The sequence below is a fragment of the Vibrio maerlii genome (assembly GCF_003415655.1).
GTDB lineage: Bacteria > Pseudomonadota > Gammaproteobacteria > Enterobacterales > Vibrionaceae > Vibrio > Vibrio maerlii.
The window spans coordinates 174,583-196,365 of sequence record NZ_QRHC01000001.1; the positions used below are offsets into that span (position 1 = coordinate 174,583).

At 41.8% G+C, this 21,783-nt stretch carries 16 protein-coding genes; 2 read left to right on the top strand and 14 right to left on the bottom strand.

All coding sequences use genetic code 11. The features are described from left to right. Window positions 1-16: 16 nt before the first annotated feature. From DPF91_RS00760 to DPF91_RS00820, 13 genes are all read right to left on the bottom strand, one after another. On the bottom strand, window positions 17-1,291 hold the full coding sequence (locus tag DPF91_RS00760; RefSeq protein WP_117232524.1) for an MATE family efflux transporter: 1,275 nt from the start codon (window positions 1,289-1,291) through the stop codon (window positions 17-19). 24 nt (window positions 1,292-1,315) lie between these two features. Beyond that, the gene (locus tag DPF91_RS00765; protein WP_277392886.1) at window positions 1,316-2,749 is read right to left on the bottom strand and encodes a phosphomannomutase; all 1,434 of its coding nucleotides are present in this window, start codon (window positions 2,747-2,749) and stop codon (window positions 1,316-1,318) included. A gap of 7 nt (window positions 2,750-2,756) precedes the next feature. Next, complete coding sequence (locus tag DPF91_RS00770; RefSeq protein ID WP_117232560.1) at window positions 2,757-4,187, bottom strand: mannose-1-phosphate guanylyltransferase/mannose-6-phosphate isomerase; 1,431 nt, start codon at window positions 4,185-4,187, stop codon at window positions 2,757-2,759. A gap of 1 nt (window position 4,188) precedes the next feature. Then, a complete protein-coding gene (locus DPF91_RS00775) occupies window positions 4,189-4,956 on the bottom strand; it encodes a WecB/TagA/CpsF family glycosyltransferase (RefSeq protein WP_117232526.1) in 768 nt (255 codons plus the stop codon). Window positions 4,957-4,960: 4 nt separating this feature from the next. Then, window positions 4,961-5,779 carry a sulfotransferase family protein gene (locus DPF91_RS00780; protein ID WP_117232527.1) on the bottom strand — a complete coding sequence of 273 codons (819 nt, stop codon included), beginning with the start codon at window positions 5,777-5,779 and terminating at the stop codon, window positions 4,961-4,963. After that, the gene (locus DPF91_RS00785; protein ID WP_117232528.1) at window positions 5,776-6,897 is read right to left on the bottom strand and encodes a glycosyltransferase; all 1,122 of its coding nucleotides are present in this window, start codon (window positions 6,895-6,897) and stop codon (window positions 5,776-5,778) included. Before DPF91_RS00785 ends, DPF91_RS00780 begins: the two co-directional genes overlap by 4 nt. Next, a complete protein-coding gene (locus DPF91_RS00790; RefSeq protein ID WP_123766746.1) occupies window positions 6,875-7,876 on the bottom strand; it encodes a hypothetical protein in 1,002 nt (333 codons plus the stop codon). The genes DPF91_RS00785 and DPF91_RS00790 overlap by 23 nt, the downstream gene beginning before the upstream one ends. Before the next feature lie 227 nt (window positions 7,877-8,103). Beyond that, complete coding sequence (locus DPF91_RS00795) at window positions 8,104-9,093, bottom strand: hypothetical protein (RefSeq protein WP_117232530.1); 990 nt, start codon at window positions 9,091-9,093, stop codon at window positions 8,104-8,106. After that, window positions 9,086-10,510, bottom strand: coding sequence for a sulfate adenylyltransferase subunit CysN (cysN, locus tag DPF91_RS00800; protein ID WP_117232531.1), 1,425 nt, complete (start codon window positions 10,508-10,510; stop codon window positions 9,086-9,088). The genes DPF91_RS00795 and cysN overlap by 8 nt, the downstream gene beginning before the upstream one ends. After that, the gene (gene cysD / locus DPF91_RS00805; RefSeq protein ID WP_117232532.1) at window positions 10,510-11,427 is read right to left on the bottom strand and encodes a sulfate adenylyltransferase subunit CysD; all 918 of its coding nucleotides are present in this window, start codon (window positions 11,425-11,427) and stop codon (window positions 10,510-10,512) included. Before cysD ends, cysN begins: the two co-directional genes overlap by 1 nt. Before the next feature lie 969 nt (window positions 11,428-12,396). After that, window positions 12,397-14,622: a GumC family protein gene (locus DPF91_RS00810; protein ID WP_117232533.1), complete on the bottom strand. Its 2,226-nt coding sequence runs from the start codon at window positions 14,620-14,622 to the stop codon at window positions 12,397-12,399. A 75-nt stretch (window positions 14,623-14,697) separates the two neighbouring features. After that, entirely contained in the window at window positions 14,698-15,279 is a 582-nt protein-coding gene (locus tag DPF91_RS00815) for a polysaccharide biosynthesis/export family protein (protein WP_117232534.1), read from the bottom strand. A 60-nt stretch (window positions 15,280-15,339) separates the two neighbouring features. Beyond that, window positions 15,340-16,755, bottom strand: a complete 1,416-nt coding sequence (locus DPF91_RS00820) for an undecaprenyl-phosphate glucose phosphotransferase (RefSeq protein ID WP_117232535.1) — start codon at window positions 16,753-16,755, stop codon at window positions 15,340-15,342. 356 nt (window positions 16,756-17,111) lie between these two features. Between DPF91_RS00820 and DPF91_RS00825 the strand changes: the two genes are divergently transcribed. Both DPF91_RS00825 and DPF91_RS00830 read left to right on the top strand, forming a co-directional pair. Then, window positions 17,112-17,840, top strand: coding sequence for a transglutaminase-like cysteine peptidase (locus tag DPF91_RS00825; protein WP_117232536.1), 729 nt, complete (start codon window positions 17,112-17,114; stop codon window positions 17,838-17,840). Beyond that, window positions 17,841-18,962, top strand: a complete 1,122-nt coding sequence (locus DPF91_RS00830) for a LapD/MoxY N-terminal periplasmic domain-containing protein (RefSeq protein ID WP_117232537.1) — start codon at window positions 17,841-17,843, stop codon at window positions 18,960-18,962. It abuts the gene before it with no gap. A gap of 762 nt (window positions 18,963-19,724) precedes the next feature. Here the strand turns inward: DPF91_RS00830 and DPF91_RS00835 are convergent. Next, the gene (locus DPF91_RS00835) at window positions 19,725-21,413 is read right to left on the bottom strand and encodes a hypothetical protein (RefSeq protein WP_117232538.1); all 1,689 of its coding nucleotides are present in this window, start codon (window positions 21,411-21,413) and stop codon (window positions 19,725-19,727) included. Between the last annotated feature and the right edge of the window lie 370 nt (window positions 21,414-21,783).

The window sequence follows — 21,783 nt, forward strand, 5'->3', positions numbered from 1 at the left end:
AGCGGTCAGCTAACAGCTAGACCTTTCTAAAAATATTGAGCGTGTTAAAACCAAGTCGCTTTTTCACCATCCAAACCGCAAGCAGGTTTTGGGTCGCTACTGAAATAGCCGTCGCATAGGCCGCGCCCATCAAACCAAACTGACTGGTTAAGCCAAAAGCAAGTGCGATAGCTAGTGGGCCAGAGAACAACACAACGTTACGCATGTCTTTTTCATGGCCTGTCATGTTAAGCAAATATCCCACAGACCCAGTAATCACATTAATAAACTGCCCTAAGGCCAGAATTTGCAATAACGGAGCAGCTGCCTTGTATTCTTCACCGAAGAGTCCCATTAGGAACTCAGGGAAAAAAATCATAAAGGCGATAACCGGTATAGCCAACGTTACCATGAGACGACTAGATAGCAACGAGAGCTTGTTAACTTCTAGTGCGTTATCTTTGTCGAAAGCGTGAGCAAATTTGGGGGCCACTACCAAGTTAACCGCAATGAGCACAAAACTCGCTAAGGTTGCTGTGCGTTGCGCAGAGGCAAAAAATGCAACGTCTGTGCTCGAAAGGTACTTGGCTGTCGCTAACTGCCCTGCCCATTGAGCACACATACCCATGAGAAGTGCAATAAATAGTGCTGATATACTTGCTTTCAGTTCGGGTGAAAGTTTGGCACTAATATCGAATGATGTTCCTGGGTTTTTAAACCAAGACCACGCACCTAATAACGCTGCTAGGATTAGTGAAAAAAGATACACATTGATCAGGGTAGCGCTGGTTTGAACCAAAGTAAGTAATGCCAATATCGCTAGAATCGAAACAAAGGAAAGCTGAGCAATAACGTTTTGCACTGTACTGGCAAGTACAGCGCTTTGTTTACCTTGAAGCAAAGCCGCAGTAATCTGCACCAAAGCGTACATACCCATAGCCAATGCAATCACTGGTAGCATAGGTGCAAGCTCAGGCATACCCAACCATTGAGCAATCTGATTTGGAGCTAATAAAGTGAAGATGAGTGCGATAATTGCTAGAACAGTAACTGCTTTGAGAACAATCGAGACATCTTGATTTATACGTTGCCAACTAGAACCAAAATCTGCTCCCACCACTTTCAGCAGTGCATTCGGAGAGCCGAATGCCATCAAACCACCACCGAGTTGAGCTAATGCCAGAGCAAAGAAAAATACCCCCGCATGGCTTACTTCGGTGGTGTTGGCGACCACGAGGCTCATGAAGAAACCCGCGGCGGCGCCGAAGCCTCGAACAGCAAACACTTGTATTGATTTGAGTAATAGTTGCATAAATTAGTCTTTTTGTTTCACAAACTACAACGCTTGAACTTGTTCCAAAGCTTTTTCAACAATACCTTTCGAACACTTAACCGTTTCGGCCTCAGCATAACAACGAAGTTCAGGTGCATTACCCGAAGGTCGAAGGTGTAAGACTGTCAAATCAGACAATGTCATGCGCAAGCCATCTGTGTTATCCACTTTCTCAACCCCGATATTCTCAAAGCCTAGATGTTCAACCAAGGCTTGAGGGTTCTCTCTACCTTTCTCCAGAATGGCTACGCTCTTTTCTGTAGCGAAATTTTGGATGCGATCACTGTGGGTAAAGCGGAGCGGTAAAGCGGAAACCAAATCTTTGATGTTCATGTTTGTCTTGCTCGACAATGCCAATAGCATCAAGGCTGGAAGCACTGCATCACGTGTTGGTAGCGCTTTCAGTATTTTGCCGTTCACTACGGTATCACTGCCTAGCAGGTAACCACCGTTGGCTTCAAAACCTGCCACGCTTTTATGTTCTTCGGCTAAAGATACAAACTCTGCAATCACATACGGCGACCCAATGCGAGTTTGTTTTACCGTTTTGAACTCTGGCGACTGGGCAATAATAGTGTTGCAGCTCACAGGAATAGCTAACGCTTCAACTTCTAAAGCTTTAGAGCACAATAACCCAAGAATATCGCCACGCAGCCATTCACCTGATTCGTCGGCAACTAGTGGTCTGTCACCATCACCATCGGTCGAGAAGATAAAATCAAGGTTGTATTCTTCAGACCAATTGCGTGCTTTCTCTTTATCCGCTTCTGATACCGCTTCAGTATCGATTGGTACAAAAGTATCGGTGCGCTCTAGTGAAACCACTTCAGCACCGAACGATTCAAACAAACCCAAATACAAATCACGGCCAGCGCTAGAGTGCTCATAAACGCCAATGCGCTTACCTGCTAAAAAGTCAGAGGCAAACAAGCTAGAGTAGCGCTCACAATAAGCATCTGCAGCAGCACTCCTTGCTTCTAACTCGGCTAGCGTTTTAATCGCTGAGAACGTTACTCGAGAGCTCACAATCGCTTGCTCGTCTTGCTTAGATATCTCACCATCAGGGCGATAAAACTTAAGTCCGTTACGGTCAAACGGAATATGTGAACCCGTGACCATGATACAAGGCATACCATCTTGCATCGCTTTGTAAGCCAACGCTGGTGTTGGAATAACACCGTAGTAGATTGCTTCAATATCAAGTGACTCTAGTGCTGCGATACACGCTTGTACCATTTCAGGGCTGCTTGGACGATTGTCGATAGCAATAGCCACCTGATTGAAACCGAAGTTACCACGCATTGAATCGACAAATGCATGGGTAAACGCCGCGCAAACATCAGGCGTGAACTGAGTCACTAGGCCACGCGCACCACTGGTGCCAAATTGCACGCCAGATTGCGCTAATACTTCACTTGCTATTAATTGGGTTTGAATAGACATATCAGTAATCTCCACCAAATTTAGACGCCTGCTCATCGAAGCGAACAATATCGTCTTCTTCCAAGTAAGAGCCTGAACGAACTTCAATCAGCTCTAACGGTACTTGGCCTGGGTTTTCTATCGCATGAGGTGTACCAATCGGGATATAGGTCGATTGGTTTTCGCTTAATAAGAAAGTTTCATCACCCTTGGTGACTTTGGCCGTACCAGAAACCACAATCCAATGCTCAGCTCGGTGGTAGTGCATTTGCAGTGCCGTTTTCTCTTTTGGCTTCACATGTACTTGCTTAACATGAAAACGATCCCCTTCAGAAACGGTATCGTGAGAACCCCAAGGACGGAACACTTCACGGTGCTGCAGATACTCACTACGACCTTCTGACTTAAGACGGTTCACAATCGATTTCACGTCTTGTACTTTGTCTTTATCTGCGACCAATACAGCATCTTTGGTTTCAACGACGATCAGATTTTCAACACCTACCGTTGCGACTAGCTTGTTCTGAGAATAGATAAAGCTATCTTGAGTATCCTCAGCCAACACATCACCACGAGTGGCGTTGCCGTTATCATCTTTATCGTTAACATCCCAGAGCGCAGACCAAGAACCCACATCGCTCCACTCTGCATTCATTGGCACCACAACGGCTTTATCGGTCTTTTCCATCACAGCAAAGTCGATAGACTCATCAGGAATCGCCGAAAATAGCTCTGGAGACATACGGATAAAATCAAGGTCGTTGAAGTGACTATCGTGTGCCTTGGCACAAGCTTCAAAAATATCTGGGCGGTGTTTAGCTAACTCTTCAAGATAAACTGACGCCTTGAATAGGAACATGCCGCTGTTCCATAAATAGTTACCGTCACGGAGGTATTGTTTTGCGGTTTCTAGATCAGGTTTTTCAACAAAGCTGTCAACTGTAAACCCTTTATCCGAGCCGCCCGTTTCAACAGCAGCGCCAGTCTTAATATAACCATAGCCCGTTTCAGGAGAGGTCGCTCCAATACCGAATGTCACCATATCGCCACGTTGTGCATAAGGGATCGCAGCTTCTACGGCTTTATGGAATGATTCGGTGTCTTTGATGACGTGGTCAGCAGCAAGCACCAGCATGAGTGCATCATCGCCCATTACTTGGGTCATGTGGGCAGCCAGTGCAATCGCTGGGGCGGTATTCCGCCCTACTGGTTCAAGCAGAATACCGCTGTGCATCACGTTTGCGCGACGTAGCTGTTCTGCTACTAGAAATCGGTGAACATCGTTGCAAATAACAAAAGGAGCACAGTGGTCTAGCCCTTCCATTCTGTGTAAAGTTTGCTGGAGCATTGTTTCGTTACTTGTAATAGAAAGAAACTGCTTTGGGTGCTCTGTACGCGATAAAGGCCAAAGACGGCTTCCGGACCCACCGGCCATGATTACTGGTTGTACAATATTATTCATGCTCACCGCCTATCTTTGATGCTTCACTTTGTTTAATAATTATCAATTCTCTAAAAATTAAGTAGAATATATACCAACCATCGATAAGATAACGTCGGTACAATCTTTTAGGTGACTGAACAAGCCTATATAACCATTCCATAGATAAATGTCTAAATATTAATGGCGCACGCTTTTCCTCACCACTTAAAAATAGCATTGATGCACCAACACATAAAAATGAACCAGTTGCCCCGAAATCCAAAGCCTTATTAGCTAAGATTTCCTGTTGTGGGGATCCTACGCATAAAAAACAAATATCGGAATTACTATCAATTATAAAATCAATACATCTCTTCACTTCTTTTGAGTCATTTATAAACCCCATAGGTGGATTGTAATGCTTTATATTTATGTTTTTAAATTTATCTTTAATAATAGACACTGTTGAACTTGAAGAGCCTATTATAGTAATTTGGTTATTTGTATCAATATCTAGCCTTTTCATTATTGAACATGTAAGTTCACTTCCAGGAATAGGAGTAGGTAAATTCAACGAAAAAAAACTCATTATCTTAAACAAAAATCTACTATCATTAACAGAGTAATTTGCTCTTAAATATAAATTTTTCAAATCTTCATTTTTATTCAACCTAATTATATGATCTACATTAGGAGTAACTACAAGTGTAGGTTTCTTATTATTGCCAATTATATTATCGATCAGTTGTTCAACATTTATAAAGTCAAACCTAGTGTTTGCAAAAATGATATTTTTCATTAAATCAGCCTTTAACCAATTTGGTTATTAAATATTTTGATCGCATAGATAAAGAATTATATTTATTATTTGTTAACTTTAGTTCATTAGATCTATTCCTAGACTTCCATACCTCACGTTCATTTATTAAAGAACAGCTGTTCTTTTCAAAATTGAGCATATCATTTGAATAATCTATATTTATTTCATCGCATACATTCTTTAAAGTTTTTTCTGCGTCATTAACTAGATCTTCGTAAGATACTTTAAAAAATAAATAATCGTTATTATTTATATAATTCACAGCTTTTCTATAGTGGTCTATCGCTCTGAATAGCCACAAACCTTCTCTGATATCAAAGAGATGAACCGATTCACACTCTAGATATAATCTAAGAAAGATAAATGTATTTTTTATTGCTGTTTTTATACGAAACTTTTCTTTACTCTCCCACATATCTTTTAATGAAGCTATATTATCTTTATAATCCCTTTCAATTAAAATAAATTTAACAGAATTATCTACCTCATAAATTTCTTTCGCATTGAAGAGATGATCTGGTGTCTTTTCCAACCAACCAATATACCCTTCAGATTTAGAATCAAACTCTTCTATAATCTTGTATATAAATTCCTTTTTATAAATTAAACCCTTGATAGCACGAGAGAAACCAAATCTATTTAAAAATCTAAACCTATAATAAGCAGAACTAAAGTTCTTGTTATTACCAAGACGAAAAGCATGCGTCTCCGGCATTGAATATACTTGACCTGAAGAGTAGATCATACTTTGAAGTAATGTTGTCCCCGATCTCGGCACACCAACCAAGAATAATTTAATCATAATAAACCCTCTAAAAACACACCTATTTTCTTATTATTATCTTTCTTATAGCTTCTGATATAGGTTTCAAAATCTAAACTAGAGTTTATCATTTTAGCCATGGAGGGCGCATCATCGCAAATTAATACTTGGTCAGTTGAAAAATTAATCCCTCTCATTGCTTTAGATGTGCCAATTATTTTCTTTTTAGTGCTAATTGCTTCAAGGGATTTAATTTGAACACCCTCTCCTTCGATCGAAGGTATACATATAACTCGACCACTATGCAAAAATTCCGAAGAACTATCAACAAACCCTAAAATATCACATCTAGAATCTAAACTATAATTATCTAACCCTTTACCACCTATCCCTATTTTTATACACCCATCAATTAAAGGCAATACGTCATTAATAAACCAATCCAAGCCTTTTCTATTTGGTTCCCAAGTCCATGTTCCTAGAATAACTACATCGTAAATAGGGTTATCATTGACATCATTCATATTAATATCAAAATTAACATTAAACTCTACAAAAGGTAAATCAGTGTCAAATACATCAGAATCTTCCTTTTTTAGCACTACCAATCCATCAATACTACTTGATAACTTCCTTTCCTTTTCTTTAATTAGTTTATACTCTCTGGTATATATCTTATTTAAAGCTTTGTTTGATGTAGAATTTGACAAACCTTTATATACTTCGTCTTCTTTATTATGGCAAATATAGACCAATTTGACATTTCTATTTTTGTAAACACTTTCAACATATTGAAGCATTTGTCCGTGGTCGAACAAAATGTACTCATACTCTTCGCAGTTATCATTAATAAATTTATCAATATCACCATGGTAATATTTTGAATATGTATATGGCGTATTATTAAGGTAACTTCTTATTAAATTCACAAAAGAAAAAAACAAATTTTCTCTAGACTCTATTGGTCGTTCTATCAATAGTTTAATATTTCTGTCATTGACTTTCTCTCTCGCAAATCCGACTATATCAATATCAAAACCTTCTTCAATTAACTCCTTGATAATACCGTTAGTGACTAACTCTCCTCCGGTTTTAGGATTTTCAAAAATAACCGTCGTAAGAAAAAGAATCCTTTTATCTTTTGTACTTATTTTCATATCGTGAATAGTACCTTATTATGAGTAAAATCAATATTAAATTCATTGAGCGAAAATATACTTCAGATTGCTGGATATATAAAACGTTATACAAGAGCAAATATAACAATACCTTAATGAACTTATTTTCTACCGATGTAAATTTGAATAAACACTTTACAGATAGAAACATTATGGGTAAATAATATAATAAAAAACCTAACAACCCATATAAGAACATTCCTCCAAATATACCTATATCTACAGGAAAAAAATGATTGTAAAACGTTCTAAATCCGTCATGGTAATTATTACTCAAATTACCCATACCAAATAACCAATTAAATCCCGTTTTCATCTCGTTTAATGCTATGGTAAAAGTTTCTATGCGGACATTAGAAGAACTATCAAGCCCAAATTCACCAGTTAATACCACTTTAAAAGCGTCAATAAAAGGTTCAAAAAAACCAATGGAATACAAATAACAAATTAACGGTATAGAAGTAAATGAAATTAATTTCAATTTTCTGTATTCTTTTTCCAAGAACAATATTATTATTGAAGTGTAGATAATAACAAAATTGAATGTTCTTCCTTTTTCCAAAAAGAAAATATAGAAGAATATTAAAGAAAAAATGATATAACCAATTTTGTTAATAGGGTTCTTTAAAACCTCATAAAGAAAACTAAAATATAAATATGCAATAACAAACCTATCAAATTTAAACTTTATACCAAAACCTTCTTTGTATATCCCTAGAAGTTTTATATCTTTGTTTTCAGATAAAACAAAATTTATAGGGTCTGAGAAAATGTGGTTATACATGAAATACATCAGTAATATTATACTAATTAAGTCTAGTGCTAGTTTTACATCTCTTAATGTTAGATATTTTTTTATAAGCAAAATATATATTGTGGAACATATAAATACATTTAGATAATATCTTTGTTTAAGAAGACCGTAAATTATCGGTTGTTCATAATTTAAATGAGCCATAACAGCACTTAAACAAAAAATAAATAAGCACATAAAACACAATAAAAATATTATTCTAGGCAACTCTCCTAACAATAATAAGTATAATAAATATATAAAACAACATATAACAACTATAGGTTGCAGCGTAAATAACAGCCCTTCGTAAGAAGTACCCATAAATGGTTGGTTAGCAAATAAAATTAGTATCACAGCTAAAAATATTTGATAATATTTTTGTTCAAACCTCAATTTTCGAACTCACTTTTAAACGGAAACTTTTCTATAAAAATACGTTCAAGTTCCTCCTTCATGGAAAGGTACTCTATTGAACTTATACTATCATTGTCATTAAGCACTATTACTTTTTCACTTTTAAATGATAACTTTATATTCTCAATATCATCTGGTGATAAGTTATAGAAAACTCCTAGATCATCAGGGTTTTTGGGAATAAAGTTATTCGTAACCAATTGATAGTATCTAAACAAGTAATGACTCACATTTTCTTTACTTCTAAACTTGCTTTCAGATGTAAATCTTATACTTGAATCACACTTATTATAAACATCACTAATAACAGACTTTAAGTATGATTGTGGTAAGTGAGACTCATAAAAACCTGTCCACTGTTTCCATGGTAAAAGTAATAAATTCCTAATATTGTACTTACAATATTTATAGTTAAATAGTTCGTTTAATTTCTTATCTCTTTTATTAACCAATTTGTTAAGTAAGCTTAAATTATTCATATTAGTCGGGCTTTCTTCAGACCCAAACTCAGCATTGCATACTAGGTAGTCAAGAGGTTTTCCGTTCTTAAAAAAATCAATTTTATCAACATCATTTACAATAAAGAAATCATCATTAAAATATACAAACTTCTCTGATAACGATGCTATCTTTGGAAAATGTAATTCTATAACTCTCGAATTGAAAGTTGGCAAGTAATTTTCATCAATATAATCTGAGTGTTTTACCACATTTATTTTCGGATGTTTTATGTTCAACCAGCTTGGTACGTGCCCATAAGTAACAAAGTGGATTTTATTCACCCAACTTGCGTACTTTGCTACTCCTCTAAACCAATATTTAAGTTGATCCCAATCTCTGTACCTCGAATCATTATTATTAGCTAAACCTTGTATATTCGATTTATGTCTTAAAAAATCCTCTTTCCAAGAACTATCCGTTTGATCTACCCAAGTAACAATGAAATCTATTTTTTCATTATTCATAGTTCAGACACCTCCACTCCGGATAAAACTCTCTAACATACTTATTTAACGCAATCTCCGCCTCAGTATACTCTCTCTTAACTTCCAACTTATCACTGTCGACTGTCAGCTTACTAACCATCCCCGCACCAACCGTCACATTACTCATTCGGTCAATCACCACAAACGCACCGGTTTGTTTAATTTGCTTATATAGGTCAACGGCAATCGCTTCATTAAGGTTTAATTCCACTAAACCAATAGAATTAAGATTCAAAGCTGTTAACTCATTACTATTGGCTTTAAGCTCAAGAGAATTAACGTCAATTTCGTTGTTAATTTTTGATACTCGGCCAACAACTGTTTTCGCAGCAAACTTAAACAAATATTCTTTATTGGTCTGTAATGGTGCTTCCCCCATCCAAACCATATTTGCTTGGACTAAATCACTTACTTTAGGTAGGTTGTTGCTGTGAACAAGCACATCACCACGGCTCACGTCGATTTCATCATTTAGCGTAAGTGTTACCGCATCACCTGCGATGGCTTGGTCAATTCCACCTTCAAAGGTCACAATGCTCTTCACTGTGCTTTGCTTGCCTGATGGCATTGCAGTGATTACATCACCAGGGCGAACTACGCCTGATGCGATGGTGCCGCAAAAACCACGGAAATCTAGGTTCGGTCGGTTCACGTACTGCACTGGCATACGGAAGTCTTCAAGGTTTTTATCTTGCTCAACTTTTACCGTTTCAAGGAGCTTCATTAGCGTGCCACCTGGATACCAATCCATGTGCTCACTTGGTGTTACTACGTTGTCGCCGTTTAGTGCAGAAATTGGTACAAAGCGTAGGTCTTGAATATCTAACTCTTTCGTCATTTCACGGTAATCAGCTTTGATCTTCTGGAATACCTCTTGGCTGTAATCCATCAGGTCCATCTTGTTTACTGCAACCACAATGTGCTTAATGCCCAGTAGTGAACAGATGTAACTGTGACGACGCGTTTGAGTTTGGATACCATGGCGTGCATCAACCATTACAATCGCTAGATCCGACGTTGATGCACCTGTTGCCATGTTACGTGTGTACTGCTCATGCCCTGGAGTATCGGCAATGATGAACTTACGCTTATCTGTCGAGAAATAACGGTATGCCACATCAATAGTGATGCCCTGCTCTCGCTCAGACTGTAGGCCATCTACTAGTAACGCTAAGTCAAACTCTTTGTCAGTGGTGTTGAACTTTTGCGAGTCTTTTTCGATTGCTGCCATTTGATCTTCATAAATCAGCTTTGAGTCAAACAGTAACCGACCGATAAGCGTTGATTTGCCATCGTCTACAGAACCACAGGTAATGAAACGCAGTAGATCTTTGTTTTCATGTTGTTTTAGGTATGCTTCGATGTCTGAAGCAATTAGATCAGATGCATGACTCATTAGAAGTAGCCCTCACGTTTTTTCTTTTCCATTGAACCTGATGAATCGTGGTCGATTGCTCGGCCTTGACGCTCAGAGGTTGTGGTTAGTAGCATTTCTTGAATGATTTCTGGTAGCGTTGTTGCTTCTGACTCGACTGCGCCTGTTAGCGGGTAGCAGCCAAGAGTGCGGAAGCGAACCATCTTTTCTTGGATCTCTTCGCCTTCTTCGATTGGCATACGCTCGTCGTCTACCATGATTAACATGCCGTCACGGTCTACTACCGGGCGCTTCTCTGCTTTATATAGAGGCACGATGTCGATGTTCTCTAGGTAGATGTATTGCCAAATGTCTAGCTCAGTCCAGTTTGATAGTGGGAATACTCGGATTGATTCGCCTTTATCTACTTTGCCGTTGTATACATTCCACAGTTCTGGACGCTGGTTTTTAGGGTCCCAACGGTGGTTTTTGTCGCGGAATGAGTAAACACGTTCTTTTGCGCGAGACTTTTCTTCGTCACGACGTGCGCCGCCGAATGCTGCATCAAAACCGTATTTGTCTAGTGCTTGCTTTAGACCCTGAGTTTTCATGATGTCGGTATGCTTTGAGCTGCCGTGTACGAATGGGTTGATGCCCATTTCGATACCTTCAGGGTTTTGGTGAACGATGAGGTCCATACCAATCTTTTCTGCCATTTGATCACGGAACTGGATCATCTCTTTGAACTTCCAGTTGGTGTCTACGTGCATCAGAGGGAACGGAGGTGTACCTGGTGCGAACGCTTTGCGTGCTAGGTGTAGCATGACTGCTGAATCTTTACCGATAGAGTAAAGCATTACAGGGTTGTCGAACTCGGCTGCTACTTCACGAATGATGTGGATAGATTCCGCTTCTAGTTGTTTGAGGTGCGTTCTTCGCATTTGATCAAGTTGTGTCATCGTTCTTTATTCTCTGACGTATTGGCAAATAGTGTTTTGTCTTTGCAACCCCTCCCAGCCTCCCCTTATATCAACTTGGGAGATCCCTTGGCTTTGATGCTCAAGGGGAGGAGCTTGCTTATTTACTCGACGGTCGTCCGTGGGTGTCGGAAATTTGTGGGGTCTGCATCGTTAATGCAGAGAGTATGAAATGACTCTGGCCCCGGTGTTGTTCTGTGTTGCTTACTCTTGACTTTCGTCCATGGGGTCAGAGTTTTGTTTGATTCTTTTCGAAATTAATGAGTAATTGGTACGCATTGATTTCGGAAAAGAATATACATAAGGTTGCGTTGATTGTAAAGCGTACCTTGTACACAAATTTGAATTTATTTTATAGAGGTGGGAAGAACGGGAAAGAGCAAAGGTTTATCGCTAGCAACCCCTCCTAGCCTCCCCTTGTGTTGGCTTGGGTGGTCCCTTGGGTTTTGGGGTTAAGGGGAGGAGTTAAGAGCGGGGGTGCGTGAATGGGGTCAGAGTTGCAGTCGGCTCTGAACGCATTGAATGTTCGGAATCATGCGGTGACTCTGACCCCTGGAGTTGGTGGTCGATTTGAGGGCGGTGAACGGGGTCAGTGTCTGGTGTGCTCTATGCTGAAAGTATTGTGGTTACTTCGAAGTTCACTGTTGTTGGAGCTATGCGCATTCTTGACACTGACCCCAAGATAGCCCCGATTCATTGCTAGCAACCCCTCCCAGCCTCCCCTTGTATTGGCTTTGGGTGGCACCTTGGGTTTCGGGGTTAAGGGGAGGAGTTCAAAGAACAGGTTCTAGGTCACTTCGCTTGTAGGACGGGCTGCGCCCTATAGAACGCTTCGCTCACAGAAAGAGAAAAAGCGAGATTCCCTATCTCGCTCGTTCCTCACTGTAGGGAATGACGGGGCTGAGTCACAGATAATGCAGTGGCACTGACCCCAAGTTAGCTAAGTTAGGGTTAGGCTTTGGCTGGGTTTTCGCCGTAGGTGCCGTAAGTACCGTACTTACCGTAGCCGCCGTAGGTTGAATCGCCCTTGAGTGCTTTTTGTGTTACCTGGTTGATGATAACGCCATCGATGTTGATGCCTTGGCTCATGTAGCGCGCTAGCGTGTTTTTCATGCTTGCCGTGCGTGTGCTGTTGGCTTTCACTACGATTGCTACGCCGCCAGCGAGTTTGCTGATGATCATCGTGTCGCTGATTGGTAGCGTTGGTGGCGTATCAATGATGATGCGGTCAAAACGCTGCTCTAGCTCGTCCAGTAGGTTGGCAAACTTCTCTGAACTTAGTAGCTCTTGAGGGGTTGGCGTTAGCATACCCGCTGGCAGGATCGTTAGGCCAGAGATGTCATCAGTAAATAGACACTGGTTTAGGTCTGTACCCATTAGCAGGTGGTTGGTTAGACCTTGCTGGTACTGCTTCAAACCAAAGCGTTTCGCTACCGATGGTTTACGTAAGTCTGCATCAATCAGCAGTACGTTTTCTTCCATCTTGGCGTACGCCATTGCTAGGTTGATTGCTGTTGTCGTCTTACCTTCGTTTGGTAGCGAAGACGTGACTGCTAGGCGTTTACGACCGCTGCCCATTTGGCTTAGGGTAATTGCCGTACGGATAGAGCGGATTGACTCAGCAAACTGTAGATTAGTTTTGTCATCAAATACCGTGTTATCTAGGTCTTTCTTCTTAAAGCGCTTTTCTAGCACTTGTGGAATGCCGCCCAGTGGGACTAGGCCAAAGCGTTCTTCAAAGTCTTTTACTGAGGTGACTGTGTTACGCAGTGCATCCAGTAGGAAGACCATCACAACCGCAAAACCCATTGAAGCGACCATCGCTAGTGCCATGATTAGGCCTTTCTTTGGTGCTGCAGCTTCTTGAGGTACGCGAGCGTAATCAGTAAAGCGTGCGTTCGCTGCTTCAAAGTCGCTGGTCGCCGTCGTCTCTTTTTGACGCGTTAGGAATAGGTTCAGTACCTGACGGTTAGTCTGTACATCACGCTTTAGGGTTTCAAACTCACGCTTTTTAACCGTTAGAGATTGAAACTCGCCTTTTTTAGAGTCTAACGCTTGGTTGAGTAGGTTCTCTTGACCACGCAGTGCCGTGAGCTCTTTACCCATACCTTTTAGTAGTTGACCTACTAACACTTGGCCTTGTGTCTTCACCGACTGTAGCTCTGCTTGCGCTTGCTGCATTTTGGTGTGCTCTGGGCCATAGCGTAGTGAAAGTTCTTTTACGTTCTTCTCTGCTTCTACCTGAATCGAGCGGATTTCGACGATTTGTGGGTGGGTAGAGATAACTGGAATAGACGCCACGGCTGCGATGTCTTGACCTTTACCTGAGCGCAGTGCTTGGTATGCCGATTCGACTTCGATACGACGGTCTGTGACTTCTGCTAGGCGTTCCGTTAGGCTGCTGATCTCCGCACTTGCGAGTGCATCGATGCCGCTGTCATCAATCAGTTGCTCTCGGTTTAGGTAATCCGTTAGCGCTTGCTCAGAGATAGTCAGCTGCTGCTTTAGCTCTTCTAGACGGTTGCTGATCCACAGTGACGCATCTTTGGTTGCGGCTAGACGCGCTTCAACATTGATATCGATGTATGCGTTACCGACTGCGTTCGCCACTTCTGCTGCAAGCACTGGATCTTCTGAGATGAAGGTGATGTTGACCAGCTGCGTTTTACGAATTGGTGAGATCGTTAGGTTCTCAGAGAAGATAGCTATTGCACTTTGACGGATCGCTTCTTTGATTTGCGCTTCTGTCTTGGCTTCTTCTTTGGTGTACGCTTGAAACAACGGCAGCTCTTTGATCATCTGCTTTACAGATTTTTCAGTGCTTAGGGTTGCGTTGAACTCTAGGCGCTCTTCAAGCTTCAGCTGCTCGATCACGCGCTCTGCGATTTGTTGAGATTTTAGGATCTCAAACTGGGTGAGGTAGTACTCTTTTTGTGTAGAGTCGATACCCACCACTTCTTCAATCGAAACGGCTTTTTGCGCTTGTGCTTCGATAAGCAGCGTTGAGGTTGCTTCGTATTTTGGTGTGATTGAAAACACCACTAGGGTGGTTAGGGCGGTGACCAAGATGGTGAACATCGCGATCTTTAGCCAACTTTTTTTCAATAGGATTAGGTATTTACCTAAATCGATGACCTCTTCATTATTCATGGTTTGGTCTTTTGCTAATAATTGCATCTGAATTACTCGGCGATAATAAGGATAAAAATGGAATGCTGTTGCCTAGGGCGCTAGCTTCAATTCAGGTTTGGGTTATCTCTTCATTCCGAAGAGTCGAGTGACGATGTACACGGTGTCGCCCGGGCCTACGCGATCCGATAGGCGTGACTCTTTTTGCTCTTCTAGATAAGCCTCTAGTTCATCGCCATCCATGTTTTTGGTTTCATTCGCACGAATGATGTAAATGCCTTTACTGTTACGGTACTTAGCCGTAAAGCCTTCAGCAATCGATACGGCTTGCTCGACGGTGAGACCCGGCTGGTATTCGTACGCACCTGGCTTATTCACCACGCCGTTGATGTAAAAGTTGCGGTATTGGTCGATGCTCACGCTCACACGTGGGTTGATCAATACACGTCCTTTTAGGCCGTTGGTGATCTCTTGTTGCAGTTGATCCGGCGTTTTGCCTTTGGTCGAGATTTTGTCTAGGTATGGGTACTCCAGCATCTCGCGCGTATCGATGCGACGCTCTTCGATCGTTAAGTCCTCTTCTCCATAGACTGTGATATTGATTACATCGCCTGGTCCTAAGATGTAATTGCCATTCTCTGCAGCAACAGCGTTGACGCTAGTCCCTGCAAGTGCAAGCAGTAATAGGATTGTTCGTTTAAACATAGTTAACTCTTAATGTTTTAGAGTGAATGACTTAGTGATGGACGGTTTCGATGACAAGCATCAATACGCCGTTTTACTTACGAAGCCTTTAAAGACGGTAAGGAAAACAATTTTTAAATCGAGAAGTAGGCTCCAGTGTTGGATGTACTTGAGATCGAACTCCACACGTTTTTCCATTTTCTCTAGGGTGTCGGTTTCACCTCGGTAGCCGCTGATTTGCGCCAACCCGGTGATGCCTGGTTTTACTTTGTGTCGCAGCATGTATTTATCGACGATTTCACGGTATTCCTCGTTATGCGCAACAGCATGGGGACGTGGGCCAACAATGGACATTCTGCCTTGTAATACGTTGATGAATTGCGGCAGCTCATCGAGTGAGGTGCTGCGGATAAAGCGGCCAAACTTGGTGACGCGCACGTCGTTCTTGGTAGCTTGCTTTACTACGGCTCCGTTATCCATCACCGACATTGAGCGGAACTTCCACACTTTGATCTCTTGACCATCTAGGCCGTAACGCATCTGTTTGAAGATGATTGGACCTGGGCTTGAGAGCTTCACACCCATGGCAACGAAGGCCAATACCGGTGAAATCAGCGTTAAGATGATGGAAGACAATACGATGTCTTGCACACGTTTCACCACACTCGAGAAACCGTAGAACGGGGTATCTTGAATACTGATTGTTGGGCTGCCACCGATGTTGCGCCAGCGCGCTTGCATCAGTTCAAATGTGTTGATATCCGGCACTAGGTAAACGTGCGCCGTGGTATCAGAAAACTGTTTTACGATGTTTTGTACACGCTCTGCGTTCCACGTTGGGATGGCAATGTAAACGTGACGGACTGCGCGAGATTTTGCCAAGCGTAACGCTTCATGGATATTGCCCTTAAGTTCAATCCCTGTGTTCGCCAGCTGTTCTGCATCGATATCGCGTGCTGATGTTCTGTCATCAAAAAAGCCAACCAGCTTTAGGCCATGCTTTTGTGTTTTTTGGATATCGTTCGCCAGTTTAATACCAGTATTGGTTTGGCCGACGATCAGCGCTTTTTGTTTGTAGGCGTGTTTTTTAAAGTGCAGCTTGAGTAGCGAATCAGCTACATAGCGAACGCCCATTAATGCTAATGGTACGGTGACCATCCAGGTACCAATCACAATGCGTGAGTGGATTTGGCTCCAGTGGGTAAAGAAGGCCAATAGCAGGATACACAAGATCGCTTTTACCCAAGAAGCGGCGATCGGTGATAGATGGCTGCTGGTTGAGTGCGAGGTGAACTCGCGGTATAAGCCGTTATTTTCGCCAAAGAACACGAACAGCAAGGCTGCCATTGGACCAACGAAGTAGTAGGTGCGGGTAAACTCGCCCAGGTAAACCATGGAAGCAAGGTATAGCACCGCGACGATGATGACGCTGTCGATTACGCGTAAAAGCGTGCTGGATTCTTGTTCACCCAGTCGAATGTTATTGTACGTATTCATAGCTACCTGAGTATGCTATCGCCCCTAAGGTACTGCTCTTAGAGTGCGCAAGTTAATGACCATCACTCCTTCCTTAGAGACCCCTTCCTTAACAATGCGTACCATGACCGCATTGATGGCGAGATATTAATGCAACCGCGCACGCAAGTAAACCCAAATCTATACTTTATTTTGATCATTTTGTTTAATTTATAAAAACAGTACGCTGCACGGCGACTATGCTTAATTTAATGGAATAGAGACCCCGATTTTTGTCATTTCTCATCAGGTAACAATTGACGATAAGGTCAATAGTACGGTAACTTCATTAACGAAAGGATAACATTCCATATAACCCCAAGTGTAGTGATACTGACATGGATAGTCGAACACTGAATAAGCTCAAGACCCTTGTAAAATCTAGCCTTAGTGCACTGGCACTCGGCTCGGTTGCGCTGCTATCGCTCTCCCCTAATGCGAGGGTTTTGTTCGCTTCAAATGATATACCGGCTATTGTATCTAAAATCGAGTTGCTATACGGTAATAAAGCGCATCGTCGAGCGTTTGATTGGGTTGAACTGGTTAAAGAACTTCGCGATGAGGACCTCGAAACGAAGATCGAAGGGGTGAATGATTTCTTCAATCAACTCACTTTTATTAATGATGCTGAGCTTTGGGGAAAGGATGACTACTGGGCAAGTATGGCCGAATTTATTGGTGCTGGCGGCGGTGATTGTGAAGATTTCACCCTAGCAAAGTTCTATACGTTGGTGTTTTTGGGTGTTGACCCATCGCAGCTTCAGATGACGTATGTGAACGCCTTAGAGTACCAAGAAGCGCATATGGTGCTGGCGTATCAAGCCTCGCCTAGTGATGAACCTTTGATCCTCGATAATATTGACAAGCGTCTTCTTCCTGCTTCTAAAAGAACCGATCTTGAACCGATCTATGCTTTTGACGTTAAGGAAATCTGGTTAATGAAGCAGATGGGTCAGGGCCAGTCCATTGGCAAGGCGACGACGATTAAACCTTGGGTGCGTGTGATTGAATCGTCACGTAACCTTGAGATGGCGCTTCCTATAATCAATTTGGACAAGGCAAGTTAAATGACCCTCCACAGACAGTTAGTTTTGGCGTTAACCGTTATTCTGTTGGTTCTTTCAGCATTAATGGTCGCCATCACTTTTAAGGCGACGGAACGCCACTTGTTGGCGCAACAAGATGTTGAATTGAATAACACAGCACGCCTAATTGGCTATGCGTTGAAGCCAGTGATTAAGTCCTCTTCTATTGGCCAGATTGATGCGCTTTTAAATTCGCTGTTTGATAGCTCGCATTATCGCAGTATTACACTGGATTTTAAGGATGACCGCCCTAACCTCACTCGTTTGTATCCAGACGAGTCGATCCCGGTTCCGCACTGGTTTATCAAGTGGTTAGCGGTTGACCCGATCAAGCATGAGGTATCCGTTTCGTCAGGCTGGACGGTTGATGCCAAGTTGGAGATCGAAGCCAGTCCGCTTTTTACCTATATTCGCCTATGGAATACATCGGTCGGTTTTGTGTTTATCACTCTGCTTGCCAACATTATTGCTATTGGAGGCTTTCACTTTATCTTGAAGCGCCATTTGGGCCCATTGATGGAACTGAAAGATCACATGGTGAGCTTTCCTTCTAACCTTCGATACCAACCTGTTAAGCAGCCAAAAACGAAAGAAGTCGCCACTCTGGTGAATGCGTTTAATACGATGTCTCACCAACTCAACCAGTTCATTTCTGATCTTGAGTCTAAGTCTGATAATCTCACTCGGGTCGCGTATCTTGATAAGATAACCGGGATTTCCAACCGTAACTATTTCTTGGGTATAGTAGAAAAACAGCTCAACAATCAGCAAAGTGGCTTTGTTGCAGCGTTCCAATTTTCTGAGCTAGTGAAGCTGAAAGAACAACGCAACTTCCGCATTCTTAATGACAATTTACAAAAAATCGCCGCCAGTTTAACGCAATTGGAGTTAAAGCATACGATGGTTGCGAGGATTTCCGATGCTGAGTTCGTGCTCATCGACACCAAGGCCCCAAGTGAAGAATTCAACCAACACGTCCAAACCGCCAACAACGAGCTAGTGCTGAAGTTCGGTACTCAGATCCGCTCAACTACACTAGAGATTGGTGAGTTTGAGAATGTTAGAGAGATGCTGGTTGAGATGGACCGGGGGTTGAGGGGTTAAAGCGTTGATTTGCGTGATAGGCGAAGATCTCCCAGACGGGGTCAGTGTCTAGTTCGCTCTAAACTGTTTATACCGGGAGTGCTTGGTGATGCACTGTGGTTGATACTATTCGTGTTCCCGACACTGACCCCAAGTTAAATTGAGTCAACTCTCTCAGACAGGGTCAGTGTCTAGTTCGCGCTAAACTGTTTATCCCGAGAATACTTGGTGATGCGCTGTTGTTGATACTTTGCTCGTTCCCGACACTGACCCCAAGTTAGATTGAGTCAACTCTCTCAGACGGGGTCAGTGTCTAGTTCGCTCTAAACTGTTTATACCGGGAATACTTGGTGATGCACTGTTGTTGATACTATGCGTGTTCCCGGCACTGGCCCCAAGTTAAATTGAGTCAACTCTCTCGGACGGGGTCAGTGTCTAGTCCGCGCTAAACTGTTTGTACCGGGAATACTTGGTGATGCACTGTTGTTGATACTATTCGTGTTCCTGACACTGACCCCAAGTTAGAACGACTTCCTCATTGGGAATGCAAAAAACTCTCTGCAAAACTCGATTTCTTCTACTAGACTCTCTTTGATACCAAAACTGGAGATTTTGATGGTCTGGATGTCTATAAAGATATTGCAGATAGGAATTGTCTACGGGTACAGGAAGTATCAAAAAACGAAAAGAGCCTCTGATTGAGGCTCTTTGCATTTCTGACGTCTCAAATACAAAAAATCCCTGAGCACTTTTGGTGCTCAGGGATTTTGTTTAACTTAACTCTTATTTGTTACGGTGACTTTGCGCTGCTTTTCTAGCGCGAGAACCGTTGTAACCTTTCGCTTTCGCTTTGCTTTTTAAGCTTGCGCGGCGGCTTGAGTTTTTATTTGCCTTACTACCACCACGGTTATCTCTACGAGCTTGGCGGCGAGCTTGGCCTTCTGTTCCTTGTACATTCGCTTTTACCGCAGATTTAACATCTTCGATATTATTATTGTTAATAACAACGCTTGTTTGATTACCTTGTTCACCGTAAGCAATCATATACATTCCGTTTACATGCATTATTGATGCATTCATACCAGCTAGCTCAAATGCTTCATTGATTGCTTTAACTTGTTCAGCCACGCTATCCATATCACGAATGTTGTCACCACGAGCTTTCAAGTTGTCTTTAACGTTTTGTTTGCGTTGCTCTTTTTCTGCTTGTAAATAAGTAATTACCGCTGCTTTTTTCTCAGGGTTCGTTAACTCTAAGAACGCTTCAATGTCTTTGTAGTTATCACCCACTTTATCGCTGTCATTAAAACGAGGTAGTGTTTCGTAAAGCTTTTTCAACTCACTCTCATCAGGAGCATAAGAGATATAAGCATCTAAAAAGCTCTTACTTTCACCCCATTTTGAATCATCAGAATAATGTTTAACTCCAATATTATCCATAACAGCCATCGCCATCAGCTTTTCTTTAGTCGAAAGTTGATCAACTTTGTTCATGATTTGGCGAATTGATGCTTCCCACAGGCTGCTATATACATCACTACCTTGCTCAATTGGCTCCAAACCAAACTTAACTAAACGTTCATTGATTTGATCCAGATTTTCATCAGCATAATCAGTGATATCACCACGATGGTTCGCGACATTAGAGAATCGGTAAATTGCATTCTTCATTTGTTGGTCACGAGCAATATCATGCAACAGATCCCAACCTTTACCATCTTTATTACCGTTATCTAGACGGTACTTGTCTTCTACTTCACGAGTACGTTCACGTGGGTCAATGATTACTGGTGTATTAAAGTTTGGATCTCCCGGTAGAGGATCAATTAGCTTATCTTSWGGCTCACCTACATCAATTGGGTCAATCAATTTATCTTCTGGCTCACCCACATCAATTGGGTCRATCAGYTTATCTTCTGGCTCACCTACATCAATTGGGTCRATCAGCTTATCTTSWGGCTCACCTACATCAATTGGGTCAATCARYTTATCTTCYGGCTCACCTACATCAATTGGATCAATACCAAAACCTGGGTCGATTGGGTCTACGATAATGATACCGTCAGCTGGTTGACCAGGGCTTGGTGCTGGCAAGAATGAGTTATTACCTTCATTATTTCCACCAACAAAGTCAAAGCCAGCTTCAGCAAGAACTTGTTCAATCACAACACCAGCCGCAGTTGCAGGTAGGTTCACACACCAGTTGCCGATTTGGATGCTGTCACATACTTGAGTGATGGTCATCTCGCCGCCAGTGTAGATGATTTGTGCGCCTTCGATTGAACTGAATTGTTCGCGGACTACGATTCCTTGAAGGAAATCTCCATAAGGCATGCCGTGCACTTCTTTTGACAACTCTTCCTGTGAGTATGTATCTAGACGATATTGTGCAACATCTTCGCGCTTAGACGCCATTGCAGTATTCGAGATTACTAGAGAAGCAAGAGCTGACAGTAGAAATGCTTTTTTCATGATTAGACGTACCTTATATAATGGATTCTTTTTTCTCTTAACACTCTTCTTGGTGTATCGAGACGATTAGAGCAGTACGGGTCATCCATTACGGTACATGTTGCTCATCAGTTGATGGCGTGTATTTAACCACTCTATTCTTCCTGCGTCAATAATGCATACGACGTACACATAAATCAATTTGTTATATGAAACTATGAAATAGTTATATGGAGGAATAAGGGAGATTGGGTTTCGATCATTGTGTTTCAGGCATCGCATCTAGCGTGCCATTCACATCATTTCCGAGAATGCTTGTTGTGACGACCATATTGGTCTTTGGGTACAGGAAGTATCAAAAAACGAAAAGAGCCTCTGACTGAGGCTCTCT